Origin of the sequence: Sphingobacterium sp. B29, assembly GCF_001952815.1 — a bacterium.
GTDB classification, from domain to species: domain Bacteria; phylum Bacteroidota; class Bacteroidia; order Sphingobacteriales; family Sphingobacteriaceae; genus Sphingobacterium; species Sphingobacterium siyangense.
Genome location: NZ_CP019158.1, coordinates 5,595,021 through 5,610,174, shown reverse-complemented (window position 1 = coordinate 5,610,174; position 15,154 = coordinate 5,595,021). Strand labels below are relative to the sequence as shown.

Annotated in this window: 12 protein-coding genes; 6 read left to right on the top strand and 6 right to left on the bottom strand. The window is 40.6% G+C overall.

The genetic code is table 11. From position 1 onward, the window contains the following. Nucleotides 1–11 precede the first annotated feature (11 nt). Nucleotides 12–1,268: a deoxyribodipyrimidine photo-lyase gene (locus tag BV902_RS24115; RefSeq protein ID WP_232475611.1), complete on the bottom strand. Its 1,257-nt coding sequence runs from the start codon at nt 1,266–1,268 to the stop codon at nt 12–14. A gap of 482 nt (nt 1,269–1,750) precedes the next feature. Between BV902_RS24115 and BV902_RS24110 the strand changes: the two genes are divergently transcribed. From BV902_RS24110 to BV902_RS24100, 3 genes are all read left to right on the top strand, one after another. Further along, the gene (locus BV902_RS24110; RefSeq protein WP_075994099.1) at nt 1,751–2,620 is read left to right on the top strand and encodes an NAD(P)-dependent oxidoreductase; all 870 of its coding nucleotides are present in this window, start codon (nt 1,751–1,753) and stop codon (nt 2,618–2,620) included. Between the two features lie 197 nt (nt 2,621–2,817). Further along, nucleotides 2,818–4,656, top strand: coding sequence for a UbiD family decarboxylase (locus BV902_RS24105; protein WP_075994098.1), 1,839 nt, complete (start codon nt 2,818–2,820; stop codon nt 4,654–4,656). 78 nt (nt 4,657–4,734) lie between these two features. Continuing rightward, nucleotides 4,735–5,070 carry a HopJ type III effector protein gene (locus tag BV902_RS24100; protein WP_075994097.1) on the top strand — a complete coding sequence of 112 codons (336 nt, stop codon included), beginning with the start codon at nt 4,735–4,737 and terminating at the stop codon, nt 5,068–5,070. Between the two features lie 168 nt (nt 5,071–5,238). Here the strand turns inward: BV902_RS24100 and BV902_RS24095 are convergent, their stop codons facing one another. Further along, nucleotides 5,239–5,700, bottom strand: a complete 462-nt coding sequence (locus BV902_RS24095) for a VOC family protein (protein ID WP_075994970.1) — start codon at nt 5,698–5,700, stop codon at nt 5,239–5,241. Nucleotides 5,701–5,877: 177 nt separating this feature from the next. Further along, a complete protein-coding gene (locus BV902_RS24090; RefSeq protein WP_075994096.1) occupies nt 5,878–6,453 on the bottom strand; it encodes a Crp/Fnr family transcriptional regulator in 576 nt (191 codons plus the stop codon). Between the two features lie 235 nt (nt 6,454–6,688). Between BV902_RS24090 and asnB the strand changes: the two genes are divergently transcribed. The 3 genes from asnB to BV902_RS24075 all read left to right on the top strand — a co-directional run bounded on the left by asnB (nt 6,689) and on the right by BV902_RS24075 (nt 11,200). Beyond that, nucleotides 6,689–8,377 carry an asparagine synthase B gene (asnB, locus tag BV902_RS24085; RefSeq protein ID WP_075994095.1) on the top strand — a complete coding sequence of 563 codons (1,689 nt, stop codon included), beginning with the start codon at nt 6,689–6,691 and terminating at the stop codon, nt 8,375–8,377. Between the two features lie 283 nt (nt 8,378–8,660). Beyond that, nucleotides 8,661–10,229 carry a M20/M25/M40 family metallo-hydrolase gene (locus BV902_RS24080; protein ID WP_075994094.1) on the top strand — a complete coding sequence of 523 codons (1,569 nt, stop codon included), beginning with the start codon at nt 8,661–8,663 and terminating at the stop codon, nt 10,227–10,229. Beyond that, nucleotides 10,229–11,200: a polysaccharide deacetylase family protein gene (locus BV902_RS24075; protein ID WP_237241814.1), complete on the top strand. Its 972-nt coding sequence runs from the start codon at nt 10,229–10,231 to the stop codon at nt 11,198–11,200. The genes BV902_RS24080 and BV902_RS24075 overlap by 1 nt, the downstream gene beginning before the upstream one ends. Here the strand turns inward: BV902_RS24075 and BV902_RS24070 are convergent. The 3 genes from BV902_RS24070 to BV902_RS24060 form a co-directional block, all read right to left on the bottom strand. Then, complete coding sequence (locus tag BV902_RS24070; protein WP_075994093.1) at nt 11,197–11,802, bottom strand: CDP-alcohol phosphatidyltransferase family protein; 606 nt, start codon at nt 11,800–11,802, stop codon at nt 11,197–11,199. The genes BV902_RS24075 and BV902_RS24070 overlap by 4 nt on opposite strands. A 119-nt stretch (nt 11,803–11,921) precedes the next feature. Then, the gene (locus tag BV902_RS24065; protein WP_075994092.1) at nt 11,922–14,105 is read right to left on the bottom strand and encodes a S9 family peptidase; all 2,184 of its coding nucleotides are present in this window, start codon (nt 14,103–14,105) and stop codon (nt 11,922–11,924) included. Nucleotides 14,106–14,370: 265 nt separating this feature from the next. Further along, entirely contained in the window at nt 14,371–15,099 is a 729-nt protein-coding gene (locus BV902_RS24060) for a 3-keto-disaccharide hydrolase (RefSeq protein WP_083663847.1), read from the bottom strand. Nucleotides 15,100–15,154: the final 55 nt, after the last annotated feature.

The window sequence follows — 15,154 nt, the reverse complement described above, 5'->3', positions numbered from 1 at the left end:
CTGCCGAAGATTTATTTAACCAGTATTTCCTCCAGTTTTGGAAGTCCATTTGGGAAATGAGTTTTGATCAATTTTTGCCAGTCCAGTGCCTTATTGTCTTTTTCACTTGTCCCAACCCCGGCAATATGAGACCACTGTCCATAAACAGTTGCCGGAGAATAGTCTAATAGATGTTCCTCATACCAGGAGGCGCCACGAAGCCAGTTTACCTGATACTCATGAACTAAATAGCTGGCCGCGATTAGGCGTGCTTGATAGGGGATATAGCCGGTCTTCTGTAATTGGACCATCACACTGTTTATAAAATCATGTTCTGTATGGCCCGATTTCCATTTTTCAAATAATTCCTCATTTCCTTCTAAGGTCGGATGATCCTGATGGGAGCTGTTTTTAGTGCCCTGTGGCTTAAAAAATATATTCGGATATTTTTTAAGCATAAACCTAAAATAATCGCGCCAGAGAAGGATGTCGACAATTTTTTCAAATCGTTTGTCCTTTTTACCTTCACCAAGTTTTTTGATATTGTTATAGAGTAAAATAGGTGACAAGGCACCTGAAGCTATAAAAGGCCCTAGAATCAAGGGGTCCTGGTCCGTTTCCGGATAGGTTGACAATACCGCATGCATAATACTAAGCGCTGTGTCTTCGCCACCGAGAATATAGATGTCATCAACAGATTTGATCTCCTCCTCTGAATAGCCTAAATCTTTTAATGAAGGGATTTTGGTGTCCTCGAGATGGGGAGGGGTAAGGAAATTGGTCGGAAACGGGATTGGTTGCCGAACTAGACTTTCCCGCTCAACTTTTTTCTTGAAAATAGAAAAACCATTGGGTATATCTTTAATAGGGAAAGGGAGGTCTTCTTTGTGGTACAGGGTATGGCCAATGAAATGACGCAAATTTATTTTGCTGCTCCAAAGCTCACTTTCTACTTTTTCCGATATCGAAGTTTCCCGAAGTGCCACTTCGCGGTGGTGATAAACTTCGTTGACTTGGTATTTTTGTGCTATTCTTGGGATAATATCTTCAGGCTTGCCAATATAAGTTAATAAGTCGCTACCATGGCTCTTTAATTTTTCTTTTAAAGCGGTCACGGCTTCGATGACAAAGGCCGCCCGTAAAACACCGGTATTTAAGGTGCCAAATTGATTGCGGTCGAAATATCGGGGATCAAAACAGTATACCGGGATGATAAATGAACTTTTTTCAGAAGCTTGATAAAATACTTCATTGTCATGAAGTCTTAAATCATTTCTAAACCAGATCATTGTAGCCCTTTTGTCCATAGAGGTGAAGATAAATACTTTTTAGTGCAGCCTATTTTCAGAAGATTTACAAATATATAAGGATATTGTGTTCCTGAAAGTATTTATGCGCGAATTGACAAAAAAAGGACAATGACGGCACTTGTTTGAATGGTTTACTATATTTTGGTTAGGAAAAAATAAAAATAGTGTTAAACTTATTTGATGTTTCTCTGTTCTAAAATCAGGAAATTATGATATTTGTAGGTCATTGCCGTTGCTCTTGAGACGATCGGAGTAAAATTTTAAAAGCGTAAGAAAAACATGGAAAAGATAGCTGCATCACCAATGAAACCATCCTAGGGAATTTGTTCGTTTAAGAGATTGGAAGGGTAATACATAAATACAGCGTACTAGGAAGAAACGATCTTATTTAATGGCTCACGATCGTGAGAACGGATCATTAAATCGTGATGGTTTCATAGCCATAAAAATAGAGAATACGAATGAAAAAGGTTTTAATCAGCGGGCTAAATACCTATTTGGGACGACGGGCATCCTGTTATTTGCAATCCAGCGATTTTGATGTGACGGGATTAGTGCGCAACTTATCCCTTTTTAATAAAATAGTGAAAGAAAAGGTAACGGCAAAGCTTTTTGAATTGGACCTGCTGCGGAAAGGGGAAGCTTTCGAGCGTTTTCAAATTACTGATCTCAATTTTGGGATTTATTTTACGCAAGTTCCCTCGCTTGACAATGATATACAGCTTCAGCTTGAACTGCTCGGCCTGCGCAATTTTGTAGAAATTTGTAAACGTGCTGGCAATAATCGTGTCATCTATGTTGCTCGGTTGATGGATGAACATTTTTTGGAGCCGGTACGTAATCTACTGGAAAACTTACGTGTCCAATATACCATTGTGATTAAAAGTAGTGTGATCGGGAAAGAGAGTGTTTTAAACCGGATATTTGCGAAACTTGCCAAACGGCAGACTATCTTTTATTGGAACTGGGTGGCTTCGCTGAAGTTTCGACCGCTGCCTTTGCTCGATGTATACCGCTGGCTGCGGGAAATGCCTTGGGAAAATAATTTTATATCAGAAGTTATTTACCTCGGCGGCAATGAAGAAATGACATTTAGAGGCTTATTTTACCATTTCCTCAAGTGCACTTCCGAGAGTCAAAAGAGAGAAATAGGCGTCAATAAATTCTTTGCTAAACTTTTGCTGACAAGGTTGAATGATATCAATAAAGAAGATATCGACGAATTTAGAAGAGTACTTTATTATGAGAAAAATGTAGACAATTCAACTTGGCAGCGGGTGCAGGCGTTTGAATTTACTCCTTTGAAATCCTATGTCTGCATGGATACCTAGTGGGCTACTGGAAGCCCTTGCTCGATGTGCTTGTTTTGTTTGAACGTTGCTTTTAGGGTGTTTTGGCCATCTTATGTCGGTTGTATCCGATGGTAGGGGAGCAAGATCGAAGATCGCTAAAGGTTTTCTCTTTATATCCTGTTTAATAAATTATTCTGTTAAATTTGTGGATTAACGTGTTGAAGCAGATTTAATATATGGGATACAATAGTTTAGAAGCATGTGTTGCGGATCTTGAAAAACATGGCCATTTAATCCGGATCAAAGAAGAGGTCGATCCGTATCTGGAGATGGCTGCAATTCATATGCGGGTATTTGATGTTGAAGGACCGGCATTGTATTTTGAAAATATCAAAGGTTCGGAGTTTCCCGCTGTATCTAATTTATTTGGAACGCTGGATCGTTCGAAGTTTATGTTTCGGGATTCGTTGGATCACCTGAAAAAATTGGTGGACGTTAAGATGAATCCTGCCGCAGTGCTGAAAAATCCCTTTCAATATATTGGTTCATCGATGACCGCCCTAGGAGCTTTACCCTGGAAAAAAAAGTCGGCGGCTCCCATACTTCACGGAAAAACATCAATTAGTAAACTTCCGCAGATTGTCAACTGGCCAATGGACGGTGGCGCTTTTGTGACGATGCCGCAGGTATATACGGAAGATGTTGCCAAACCTGGTATTATGCAGGCTAATTTGGGGATGTACCGGATTCAGCTTTCCGGGAATGATTATCTGCCCGATCAGGAGATTGGTTTACATTATCAATTACATCGTGGTATCGGGGTCCATCAAACTAAGGCAAACGCGCTCGGTAAACCTTTAAAGGTGAGTATTTTTGTCGGCGGACCTCCAGCCCACCCCTTGTCTGCAGTAATGCCACTACCGGAAGGACTCTCCGAGATGATCTTTGCCGGAGCATTGGGAAATAGAAGGTTTCGCTATTTTTATGATGATGAAGGCTTTTGTATCTCTGCGGATGCGGACTTTGTTATTACAGGTACCGTTTATCCCAACGAAAATAAACCGGAAGGTCCTTTTGGTGACCATATCGGCTATTATAGCTTAACTCATCCGTTTCCTTTGATGAAGGTGCATAATGTGTACCACAAGAAAAATCCAATTTGGTCTTTTACGGTTGTGGGGCGACCGCCGCAGGAAGATACTAGCTTTGGTGCTTTAATCCATGAAATTACGGGTGCAGCTATTCCAAAGGAGATTTCGGGTCTCCATGCAGTTAATGCTGTTGATGCGGCTGGTGTACATCCCTTGCTTTTTGCAATAGGGTCTGAACGATATACGCCTTATCAGCGTGTCGATCGACCGCAGGAAATTTTAACAATAGCCAATCAGATACTGGGTAAAAACCAGCTCAGCCTTGCTAAATATTTGTTTATTTCAGCACATGAAGATAATCCGCAATTGGATATTTATGATATTCCGGCTTTTTTGGGGCATATCCTTGAACGCATAGACCTTACTCGAGATGTTCATTTTCAGACCAACACGACTATTGATACCTTAGATTATTCCGGCGATGGATTAAATGCGGGTTCAAAGGTGGTTTTTGCTGCTGCTGGTACAAAGAAAAGAACATTGGGCCGTGAATTGCCAGCCAATTTTGAGCTGCCACGACCTTTCAATCAGGCAAAATTTGTCATACCTGGTGTTATTGCGATAGATGGACAGGCATTCTCCACATACGAGCATGAATCGAAAATTATGGCGGAATGGTGTCGCGCTGCCGCTGCAAGCTCCTGGGAAGGTTTTCCATTGATCGTGTTATGCGATGATGCTAACTTTACCGCTGCTACTGTCAATAACTTTGTTTGGACAACGTTTACCCGGAGTAATCCTGCGTATGATATTTATGGAATAAATAGTTTTACAGCATTTAAACATTGGGGTTGTGAAGGTCCTCTGATTATTGATGCGCGAACAAAACCCCACCATGCCCCGGCTTTGATTAAAGATGAAGCGGTGGAAAGGCGTGTGGATCAGCTTGCTGCAAAGGGAGGCTCGCTGCATGGAGTTATTTAAGGGCGCTTAATGCCTGTTCATTCAGGTTTATGGTTGAGAAATTAAATTAGAATAGATTTTAAAAGGTATAACATCAAGATGAATACAGCAGAATTATTGATTAAATCAAAAGGAAGCGAATTACAGTTTCAGGAAGTATTGGCTCATATTGCCGATCATTACAGCTATAGTCCCAGTGCATTTCAGAATGGGACGTTGAAAAATTCGAAAGAAGAAAATCAAGGCAGTGCAAAAGTTTTCTATTTTGCACAGTTGAATGGTCTTTCGCAGGAGGATACTTTGCGCCTTTTTGCCGAGCATTATCAGAATGTACTCGATAATCCTGAGGGAGAGGGACATCAGAACATCCGTCAATTTAGGACAAATGGCTGGGATGGGATCCTGTTTGAGCAAGAGGTATTGGTAAAGAAATAATACGTTCAGCTTTAGGGGGAGCTTACGGTCGAATAGGGATGCACTTGCTGTAGCGACAGTTTCGATTGAGATCGCATAAAATAGGCAAAAGTCACCCCAAAAAGAAAGGGCGGTAAACTGTTGTTATCGCCCTTTTTTGCCAAATATATTGCGGACTGTTTCGCTGGCTTAAGGCTTACTTTCGCAATCTTCTTCTTTATTTCCGCCAAAATAAACCATCCAGCAAATGCCAAATTGATCTTGAAAAGCGCTGTATAGTTCGGCAAAGAATGTTTCGCCGAGCGGCATTTCAACAGCCTTTGCATTGGTACTCAGTGCATCGTATAATGTTTTTGCCTCTGTGGTGCTTTCACACATCAGCATAACATAGCTGTTGTTTCCTTGAATGTATTGTTGACCAAAAGCAGGAATGAAATCGGCACCCATCAACATGCTGTCTCCATTGATCGAAATTGCTGTATGACAGATTTTGTTTTTTGCTTCATCTGGAACAGGTGGCATTTGTGGATCAGCGGGGATATCTCCGTAACGCATGTAGCCTGGGTTCTTTGTGTTGAAGACTTTTTCATAAAAATTGAATGCTTCTTCACAGTTTCCGTTGAAATTTAGATAAGCGTGTAATTTTGCCATGATTTCTAATTTTTGAATATAATGATTACTTCTTTTCGTTCTTTTTCTCAATTATTGTTCCCGGGGGACTACAATAAATAGCTTGGGAGTACATTTGTAAAATTAAACTGAAGTTTTCTTAAAAATCTTGCCTTAAGGCAAGATTTAAAAAAGTAGTTCTTTATTCATTAAAAAGGACTAATTTCCATGGACAATTTCCTTTCGAATACGGCTTAGGGAAGTGTCGGTGATACCTAGATAAGATGCGATATGCTTTAAGGGGGCTTGCTGTATCAATATTGGTTTTTCCTTAATCAGGCGTAGATAGCGGGCAGTAGCAGGTTCTGTAATCATGGCAATAGCTCTATTTTTGCTGTGAACAAGTTCTTTAGCCATCCAGGAACGGCCCCATTCCCTAAATTCAGGTATCTGATGAAAGAGTTCCTGGAAATCTTCAAATTTTATTTTCCAGAGACGGGTTTCCATGAGCGCCTGAATATTTTCCACCGTTGGATTGCGTTGAAAAAAAGAAGCCACTTCAATGACAACATCATTGTCACTACAGAAGCCGATGGTAACTTCATTGCCTTCATAATCATGTAAAAAGGAGCGTGTAAGTCCGTACTCAATCAAGTAGTAAGCATTTGAAACCTGTCCCTTGGTCAATATAAAATCGCCCTTTTTGACGGTTATGGCTTCGTGTTTCTCCGTGATGGCCGTTAATTCCTGTGGTGTGAGCGCAAGCTCACTATAGAAGGTTCTAATGAGATCCATGTCCTGGTTATTTGATTATGACGTTAATTTAACGATAAATCCGCAGATCAATTGTTAATCTATTGTGTGATTATTGTAAACAAATAAGTGTTTCGTTGATAATTTTGTTTGTTTATGAAGTTATTTTTAATAAAAACACAATAAAAATTAAAAAATATTATGAATTTAGTTTTTAATTGTTTTACTTTGTGTCAATAACATAATGTAAAAACGAAATATTTAAAATTTTCATAATATGTGTGGAATTATTGGCGCTTTTGAATTAAAGCAACCTGCAAGCTCATTGAGATCTCAAGTATTAGAAATGTCAAAACGTATTCGTCACCGTGGTCCCGATTGGTCGGGTATATTTACTGGTGAGAAAGCTTTGTTGGCACACGAGAGATTAGCTATCGTTGATCCCAAATCGGGAAGTCAACCTTTGTACAGTCCGGATGGTAAAGTTGTACTAGCAGTTAATGGCGAGATCTATAACCACCATGAATTAAGAAATAGCCTTCCTGATTATGCGTTTTCTACACAAAGTGACTCTGAAGTTGTTTTGGCTTTATATTTAGCAAAAGGTCCCTCATTTGTGGATGAATTAAATGGTATTTTTGGATTTGCACTCTATGATTCGCGTGATGATTCCTTTTTTGTTGCACGTGACCATATGGGTATTATCCCTTTATATTACGGTGAAGATGAACAGGGACAGTTGTTTGTTGCATCTGAATTAAAATCACTGGAAGGTTTCTGTACGACGATTGAACAATTTCCTCCGGGACATTACTTGTATAGCAAAGCTGGGAAAACTCCGCAGCGCTGGTACCAACGTGATTGGGAAAGTTACGCTGTCGTAAAAGACAACGAGACCGATATCGCCGTTTTACGCAAAGCTTTGGAAGATGCGGTACATCGTCAATTGATGTCAGATGTACCTTACGGTGTACTGCTGTCCGGAGGATTGGATTCATCCGTTATTGCGGCGGTAACGAAGAAGTTTGCCTCCAAACGCATTGAAAGTGACGATAAAGAAGATGCTTGGTATCCTCAATTACATTCATTTGCGGTGGGACTGAAGGGTGCACCGGATCTAATTGCAGCACAAAAAGCTGCAGATCATATCGGAACGATACACCACGAGATCAACTTTACGATCCAAGAAGGATTGGATGCTATTCGTGATGTGATCTATCACCTGGAAACTTATGACGTTACAACGGTACGTGCTTCTACACCTATGTATTTATTAGCTCGTGTAATCAAATCAATGGGCATAAAAATGGTATTGTCAGGTGAAGGTTCAGACGAGCTTTTTGGTGGGTATCTTTATTTTCATAAAGCACCTAATGCGCAGGAATTTCATGAAGAAACTGTACGCAAGCTGAAAAAGCTCTATCTATACGATTGTCTGCGGGCAAATAAATCACTTGCGGCCTGGGGAGTAGAAGGACGTGTGCCTTTCTTGGATAAAGAATTTATGGATATTGCCATGCGCATCAATCCTTCCGATAAAATGATTCGCGAAGGAAGAATGGAGAAATGGGTTGTACGTAAGGCATTTGAAGACTACTTGCCGGAGAGCATCGCATGGCGCCAGAAAGAGCAATTTTCTGATGGTGTAGGCTATAGCTGGATCGATACCTTGAAAGAGCAGGCTGAAAATAAAGTTTCTGATCAGGAATTTGCAGAGGCTTCAACGCGCTTCCCGATAAACACACCGAAAAATAAGGAAGAGTTTTTATATCGGACAATTTTCGAGTCCCATTTTCCTTCAACAGCGGCGGCACAAACTGTTCCTTCGGTAAAATCTGTCGCATGCAGTACACCAGAGGCCTTGGCTTGGGATGCTTCTTTCCAGCATCTGAATGATCCATCTGGAAGAGCTGTAGCCTCAGTCCACCAAGAGAGCTATGAAAAATCCAAAGTGGAAGCAGTGTAACTAATCAACCCTCATATCTATATTTAGTAAAGCCTGGAAAGACTCTTTTCAGGCTTTTTTATGTTCTCTTTTTAACTAAATAAGGGCATATTCTTTAATTGATTAAAAATGAATGTGTTTTTTTAAATATTCTTTAGTAATTTTCGGAAAAACCAATCACAGGAAACTTTGGGTTTCTGAATTAGCTATAGGTGAACAAAATAGGAAAGTGAATGTACAATTAAGTATACTCCCGATGGCCGTGTTCGCTGGTTAACAATTTATTATAAATAATGATATACAGATGAAGATAGATTCAATGAAACACCGTGGAATGAAATCTTTGGGGCTGGCACTTCTATTGTTGAGCGCTCCAACTATTTTTGCTCAAAATAAAGACGCGATGGTTTCGTCAATTGTGCAGGAGGCAAATGCAAATTCACAATTGGAGAAGTATGCGTTTGAGCTTGTCGATATGATCGGCCCCCGTCTTGTCGGGAGTCCGCAAATGCAACAGGCACATGATTGGGTTGTCAAAAATTATAATGCGCTTGGAGCACAGGCTCGTAATGAGCCTTATGGTGAATGGCGTTCCTGGGAACGGGGAACTTCTCAAGTGACGATGACTTATCCGAGAATAAAGTCTTTAGAAGGTACACAGTTGGCTTTTAGTCCTATGACGAAGGAGAAAGGGATCGAGGCAGAAGTGGTCGCTATGCCTTTGTTTAGCTCCCAATCTGATTTTCAGTCGTGGCTAAAAAGAGTTAAAGGCAAGATTGTATTGATTGGGATGAATCCACTGTCGGGAAGATCTGATGCCAACTGGAAGGAGTCTGCTTCCCCGAAAGGTTATGAAAAATATCAAACCTTAAAGAATGATCAGTTGAAGAAATGGGAAACTAGTATGTCTTACACGGGAAGCACCCGTCGGACAATTCCTTTGGCTTTAGAGAATGCCGGGGCAGTTGGTGTCATAGATTCTTACTGGACGGAGTTGCCGGGCATCACACGGATTTTTGACGCAAAGTCCAAACAGATTCCGGTATTTAATATCGGCCTAGAAGATTATGGTCTGTTATACCGCATGGCAGAACATGGGGTCAAACCTCGGGTATCACTACAGGGAAATTCAAAGGAGCTTGGGACATCAAAAACCTATAATAGTATTGCGGAGATCAAAGGAAAAGAAAAACCGGACGAATATGTTGTGCTTTCTGCACATCTGGATTCTTGGGACGGCGCTTCGGGTGCGACAGACAATGCTACCGGGGTAATTACAATGATGGAGGCAGTCCGTATTTTAAGAAAGGTTTATCCGGAAAATAAAAGAACAATTTTGGTCGGTAACTGGGGAAGTGAGGAACAGGGGCTGAACGGTTCTTCCGCATTTGTCGAGGACCATCCCGAGATCGCTAAAAATATACAGGTGGTATGGAATCAGGATAACGGGACGGGGCGAATTGTCCGTATCGGGGGGAGTGGTTTTGAAAAGTCCTACGAATACATTAGCCGCTGGCTGCAATATTTGCCTGAAGAGTTCCGCAATGAAATCCAAACCAGTTTTCCGGGCATGCCGGGGACGGGAGGGAGTGATCACTCTTCTTTCGTTCAAAAAGGAATTCCAGCCTTTGGGCTCTCTTCCACTTCCTGGGATTATGGTAAAGTGACCTGGCATACCAATCGCGATACCTACGATAAGATTGTGTTTGATGAGGTGAAACAAAACGCTATTATCGTTGCGATTTTAACTTACCTAGCCTGTGAAGAACCAACTTTGGTCTCCCGGGAAAAGATCATATTGCCAATCGATAAAGATGGCAAGCAGACGGTATGGCCAACAAATCTACAGTCAAAAAGAACAAGTGGTAACTGATGATGAAACAGCTCATTTTTGTTTGTCTATTTTTGGTATGCGCCCTATTCTCTTATGGACAGGCTTCATTTGCTAATTTGGAAAACTACAGAACCGAGTGGTTAATCCTTCGTGAAAATAATAATTCCCTGGTGGGGATCCGTAGTTTCACGAAAAATGCTGTAAAATATTATTTAACGGTAGATCCTACTACATTGCAAACGCGTGTAGTAGGAGATCGATCAGTAAGCGTTCTGTACAAAGATGCGGCTCAGGTTACGAAAAGTCTAAGTGGTTCGGTATATGAAAGTTGTTTTTCCTTGGTCAGAAAAACTGAAAATAACTTACAGGATGCGGGATTGAATTTTAGACTTCCCAAAGAGGCTGGTATTAATTTGACGATCGATCTATGTCCTTCACACAAACCTTTGGACAAAGCTATTTTTGAGGATCTTCTCGTTGCGTTTAAGGGAATTGATAGCACCCTGCCACTGGCCGTTTCTGTTTCGGGCAAATGGATGCTAAATCATGCTGCAGATCTGGAATGGCTAAAGTCATTGGATACAAAAGGTGTAAAGATTACCTGGATCAATCATACGTACGACCATGTTTTTAATAATAACCCTTTAACGTCCAATTTTCTGCTGTCTAAAAATACGAATCTAAATTATGAGGTATTGGAGAATGAAAAATTGATGCTAAAAAATGGGCTTATGCCTTCCGTTTTTTTTCGTTGTCCGGGCTTAGTTTCAGATCGAAATATTATTGAGCGGCTATTGTCTTATGGTCTTATTGCAGTTGGCTCGGATGCATGGTTGGCTAAAGGACAGCAAGCCAAGAACGGAAGTATTGTTCTGATTCATGGTAATGGGAATGAAGAACTCGGTGTGCAGGATTTTATCCAGTTGCTTCGGACAGAATCTCAGTCAATAAAAACAAAACATTGGACATTGTATAGCTTATCTGAAAGCTTGGATGAGGAGTCGCGTTAACTATTGAACAACTTGTTTTTAAGGATCGCCTTTCCTTTGCGTAGCTGGATAGCGTAGTAGATACTTGGGATGTCGTTAGACCAGTTTTTGAGCGTGAGGATAATAGCAATAATTTCCAAACGTGTAAGAAGGCCCAGCCAGACCGTTAACTGAAATAAGATTGTTGATTGGCAATGTAGCAGTAATTCGACTAAAAGGGCGAATAAAAACAGCGTCCAGATCTTCGCTCCAATGGAGTGTGTTGCAATTTCCTTTTTAAATTTTGCAAAGCTAATGATGTAGGTTACTATCTCTGATCCGACCAGGATCAAAATCAATGTAGCATTATCCTTAAAAAATTGGGGACAGCTTAGGTAACTTACCAGTGAAATGCAGGCAAAAAACAGGAGATCAACACTGGAGTCCCATCGACGTAACAACGTGGTAGAAACAGCTAGCCTACGGGCAATAATGCCGTCGAATATGTCGCTTAATAATCCGATTATAAGAAATGAAATTGCATACCATTTAAAATGATCCACTTTGAGCCAGTAAAAGAGCAACAGCAGCAGGCCTAAGACAAGGCGCAGTATGATCAGGGCAAAAGGAATGTTCTTCTTCAAAGTCTATGGATAATCGGTTAAAGCGTTGTCATTAAAGATACGTATTGTACATTATAAAACAAAAAAGGCATCTTTCATATTGAAAGGTGCCTTTTTTGTTTTTCTAGCTTGCTCGAGTTTTAGGAAGGATTTTTGAGGTGCTGATTAAAGTAGTCTGCAATTTTTTCGTACATATGAATACGGTCTTTTCCCATCACATTGTGTTCATGAGTAGGGTATAGAAAATAATCTACTTGCTTTCCGGCTTTAATACAGGCTTCTAAAAACTCCATGCTGTTTTGTTGTACAACGACAGGGTCTTGTGCACCATGAATAATCAATAGTCTTCCTTTCAGTTGATCGGCTTTATTGAGCAGAGAAGTCAATTTATAACCTTCGGGATTTTCTTGTGGAGTGTCCATATAGCGTTCGCCATACATAACCTCATAAAATTTCCAGTCGATTACAGGGCCTCCTGCTACAGCAGCCTTGAAAATATCGTTATGATGTAACATGAAGGAAGTTGTCATAAAACCACCGAAGCTCCACCCGAAAATACCCATGCGCTGTTGGTCAACAAAAGATTTTGATTTTAGGAACTCAATTCCTTTCATCTGGTCGGCCATTTCATTTTGACCGAGGTTGCGATGCGTAGCAGTATAGAAATCACGGCCTCTGTAATTTGTGCCACGATTGTCCATAGTGAACACGATATAGCCTTGTTGGGCCATATACATGTCAAAATAACCAGCGCCCCCTAGCCATTTGTTGGAAACCAGCTGCGAATGTGATCCGCCGTATAAATAGTACATGACGGGGTATTTTTTTGCGGGATCAAAATCGTTGGGATAAATGATACGTCCTGTCAATGGGTATTTTCCATCTGCGGATGTCAATTGTACAAATTCAATTTTAGGTTCATTTATTTTTCCGGCAAAAGGATTCTCAGCATTGACTAAGGTTGTTTCTTTAGCAGATTTTACTTCTTTGATCTGAACTTTATTTGGTGTTTTTAAATTACTATACTGATCGTAGATGTACTTGCCATCGCCACTTAGCGCAGCATGGTGTATGCCGGATTCATTCGTTAATTGAACCGTTTTACCTGATTTTAGATCGACCTCAAATAATTGGCGATCTAAACCGTTGTTGGTTACTCCTGTATAACTTACTTTGTTGCCATCAGCCGAAAAGTCAAGGAATGCTTCCATGACAATGTCTTTATAGCCTAATTTCTTAATCAAATTGCCCTCCGTGTTATAAAGGTAAAGTTGATTATAACCCTCTTTATCGGATTGATAAAGGAATTGATCCGGTTTGTTTGGTAAGAATGTCAATGGGTTTTCTGGTTCAACCCAGGTTGTTGCAGTTTCTTCGAACAGGGTTTTGACGAAGGAGCCGTTTTCTGCGTTGTATTTGTTGACTTTAAGATCATTTTGCCCACGGTTAAGTACTCCGACGTAGATGTATTTACCAGAAGGATCCCAAGTGACCATGGTTAAATATTGCTCTGAATGCTCGCCGGTTTGAAGGGTTACCTTTTGCCCTGTGGTGGTATTGTAAACGATCAAAGAAACTTCTTCCGATTTTTGGCCTGTCATGGGGTATTTAATCCATTTGATGTCCGCAATTTTGGGACTCCATTGTGGTAACGGATAATTGGCAACCATCGTCTCATCTTTGTGGTAGTACAGCAGTTTGTCATTTTGATTGTTCCACCACATTCCTTTCTTGATGCCAAATTCTTGACGGTGTGTATAATCGCTTCCATTGACAATTCCTTTGTCTGTATCGTTGGTTACAGCGGTAATTTTGCCGTTTTTGTCAACAATTGCGATGTTGTTGTCTACTAAATAGGCGATTTTTGAAAAATCCGAACTGATCTCGCGATTAGCTCCCTTGTTGTCATTACCGATAAAACTTTCAATATTTTTTGATTTAATATTGTAAGCTACCGTATAGGTTTTATCTTTTCCTTCAACTTGCAGTAATAGTACATTTCCGTCGCGCCATTTGTAGTCGTAAGGAAATACGCGCAAATTAAATGTTTCGTTGGGGATAGCCGTTTTTAGTGCTTTTTCGAGGTCTGTTTTAGAAGCGAGATTTGTTTCGCTCCAGTTGTTGGAAGCGCTTTTGGATAATAGGTTCTGGTACGATTTATCGAGATAGGAGAGGTTGTTTGATTTTGGGATCCACGATACTCCGGCTATCGATGTTGGGGCATACGTGCGGGGACCAAATACTGTTTCTTCTAAATTGAGGTTACGTTGTGCATAGCTGCTGATGGAGCTTGCCAACAAGAAGAATAGCGCAATTCTTTTCATTAAACTGTAATATTGTGTGAATGTTTATACTCAACGGCATAAGTGAGCCCATTCCAGTGGTTATTTGCGTGTCATTAATCCACTCACATAAGGCTTCTAAGTCTATTGCGGTAAGAAATTAATGGCGCAAGGAGCTCATTACATTCCGTTTGTTTTTAAATTTTATAGGGCTAAATTAGGGAAATAGCCCTATAAAACCTAATACAGAATTGTTGCTTTTCTAACTAAAATTGTTTGCAGCAGTCTTTTACTTCTTGCTGCTTAGCTATAGTTTACGTAGCCAAATGTTTCTGAACTGGACCAAATCACCGTGATCCTGCAGTATAATCGGGCCTGGGCCATGGCTTATCTGCTTAGGTAGTCCTATATATTCTGTGGTACCGTCGATTTGGGTATTGTTTTGTACAACGACCCCATTATGTAAGACTGTTACCGTTCCTTTAGCGGTCAATATTCCATCTTTGCTGAATTGAGGCGCCTTATAAATAATATCATATACATGCCATTTGTCCGGTGCAATTACTTGCGCCAATGGCGGACGTTGTTTGTACAGGCTACCCGCTCCACCATTGACATAAGTTGGGTTGTTATTGTTGTCCAATACCTGAATTTCATAATGCCCCTGTAGGAAAATTCCACTATTGCCGCGTCCTTGGCCTTCACCTTTGATTACTTCGGGGCTTTTCCATTCAACATGCAGTTGAAAATCGCTAAAGTGTTCGTTAGTCTCAATGGCTCCAGCTCCCGGTTTTACTTCGAGTACGTTGTTGGCTACAGTCCAATTGGCTTTCCCTTTTTCACTTTTCCACTTACTGAGATCCTTCCCGTCAAAAAGGACAATTGCATCGCTTGGAATACCATGATCGATCGTTAATGTAGGGGGGACAGGACTATAATATTCCGTGTCACTGGCTTTCATATTGGTTTGGGCCTGCAGTGCTGTGGCACCAAATAAGAGCGTTGTTGCTAGTGCTGATGATAAAAAAAAGTTCATCTGTTGGGTTTTTGGTATGGCTAAATATACAAATAATTCCATCTGTATGGAACAA

Excerpts from the sequence above, each read along its gene's own strand:
- BV902_RS24115 (WP_232475611.1), bottom strand. The coding sequence starts at position 1,268 with ATGATCTGGTTTAGAAATGATTTAAGACTTCATGACAATGAAGTATTT.
- BV902_RS24110 (WP_075994099.1), top strand. The coding sequence starts at position 1,751 with ATGAAAAAGGTTTTAATCAGCGGGCTAAATACCTATTTGGGACGACGG.
- BV902_RS24105 (WP_075994098.1), top strand. The coding sequence starts at position 2,818 with ATGGGATACAATAGTTTAGAAGCATGTGTTGCGGATCTTGAAAAACAT.
- BV902_RS24100 (WP_075994097.1), top strand. The coding sequence starts at position 4,735 with ATGAATACAGCAGAATTATTGATTAAATCAAAAGGAAGCGAATTACAG.
- BV902_RS24095 (WP_075994970.1), bottom strand. The coding sequence starts at position 5,700 with ATGGCAAAATTACACGCTTATCTAAATTTCAACGGAAACTGTGAAGAA.
- BV902_RS24090 (WP_075994096.1), bottom strand. The coding sequence starts at position 6,453 with ATGGATCTCATTAGAACCTTCTATAGTGAGCTTGCGCTCACACCACAG.
- asnB (WP_075994095.1), top strand. The coding sequence starts at position 6,689 with ATGTGTGGAATTATTGGCGCTTTTGAATTAAAGCAACCTGCAAGCTCA.
- BV902_RS24080 (WP_075994094.1), top strand. The coding sequence starts at position 8,661 with ATGAAGATAGATTCAATGAAACACCGTGGAATGAAATCTTTGGGGCTG.
- BV902_RS24075 (WP_237241814.1), top strand. The coding sequence starts at position 10,229 with ATGATGAAACAGCTCATTTTTGTTTGTCTATTTTTGGTATGCGCCCTA.
- BV902_RS24065 (WP_075994092.1), bottom strand. The coding sequence starts at position 14,105 with ATGAAAAGAATTGCGCTATTCTTCTTGTTGGCAAGCTCCATCAGCAGC.
- BV902_RS24060 (WP_083663847.1), bottom strand. The coding sequence starts at position 15,099 with ATGAACTTTTTTTTATCATCAGCACTAGCAACAACGCTCTTATTTGGT.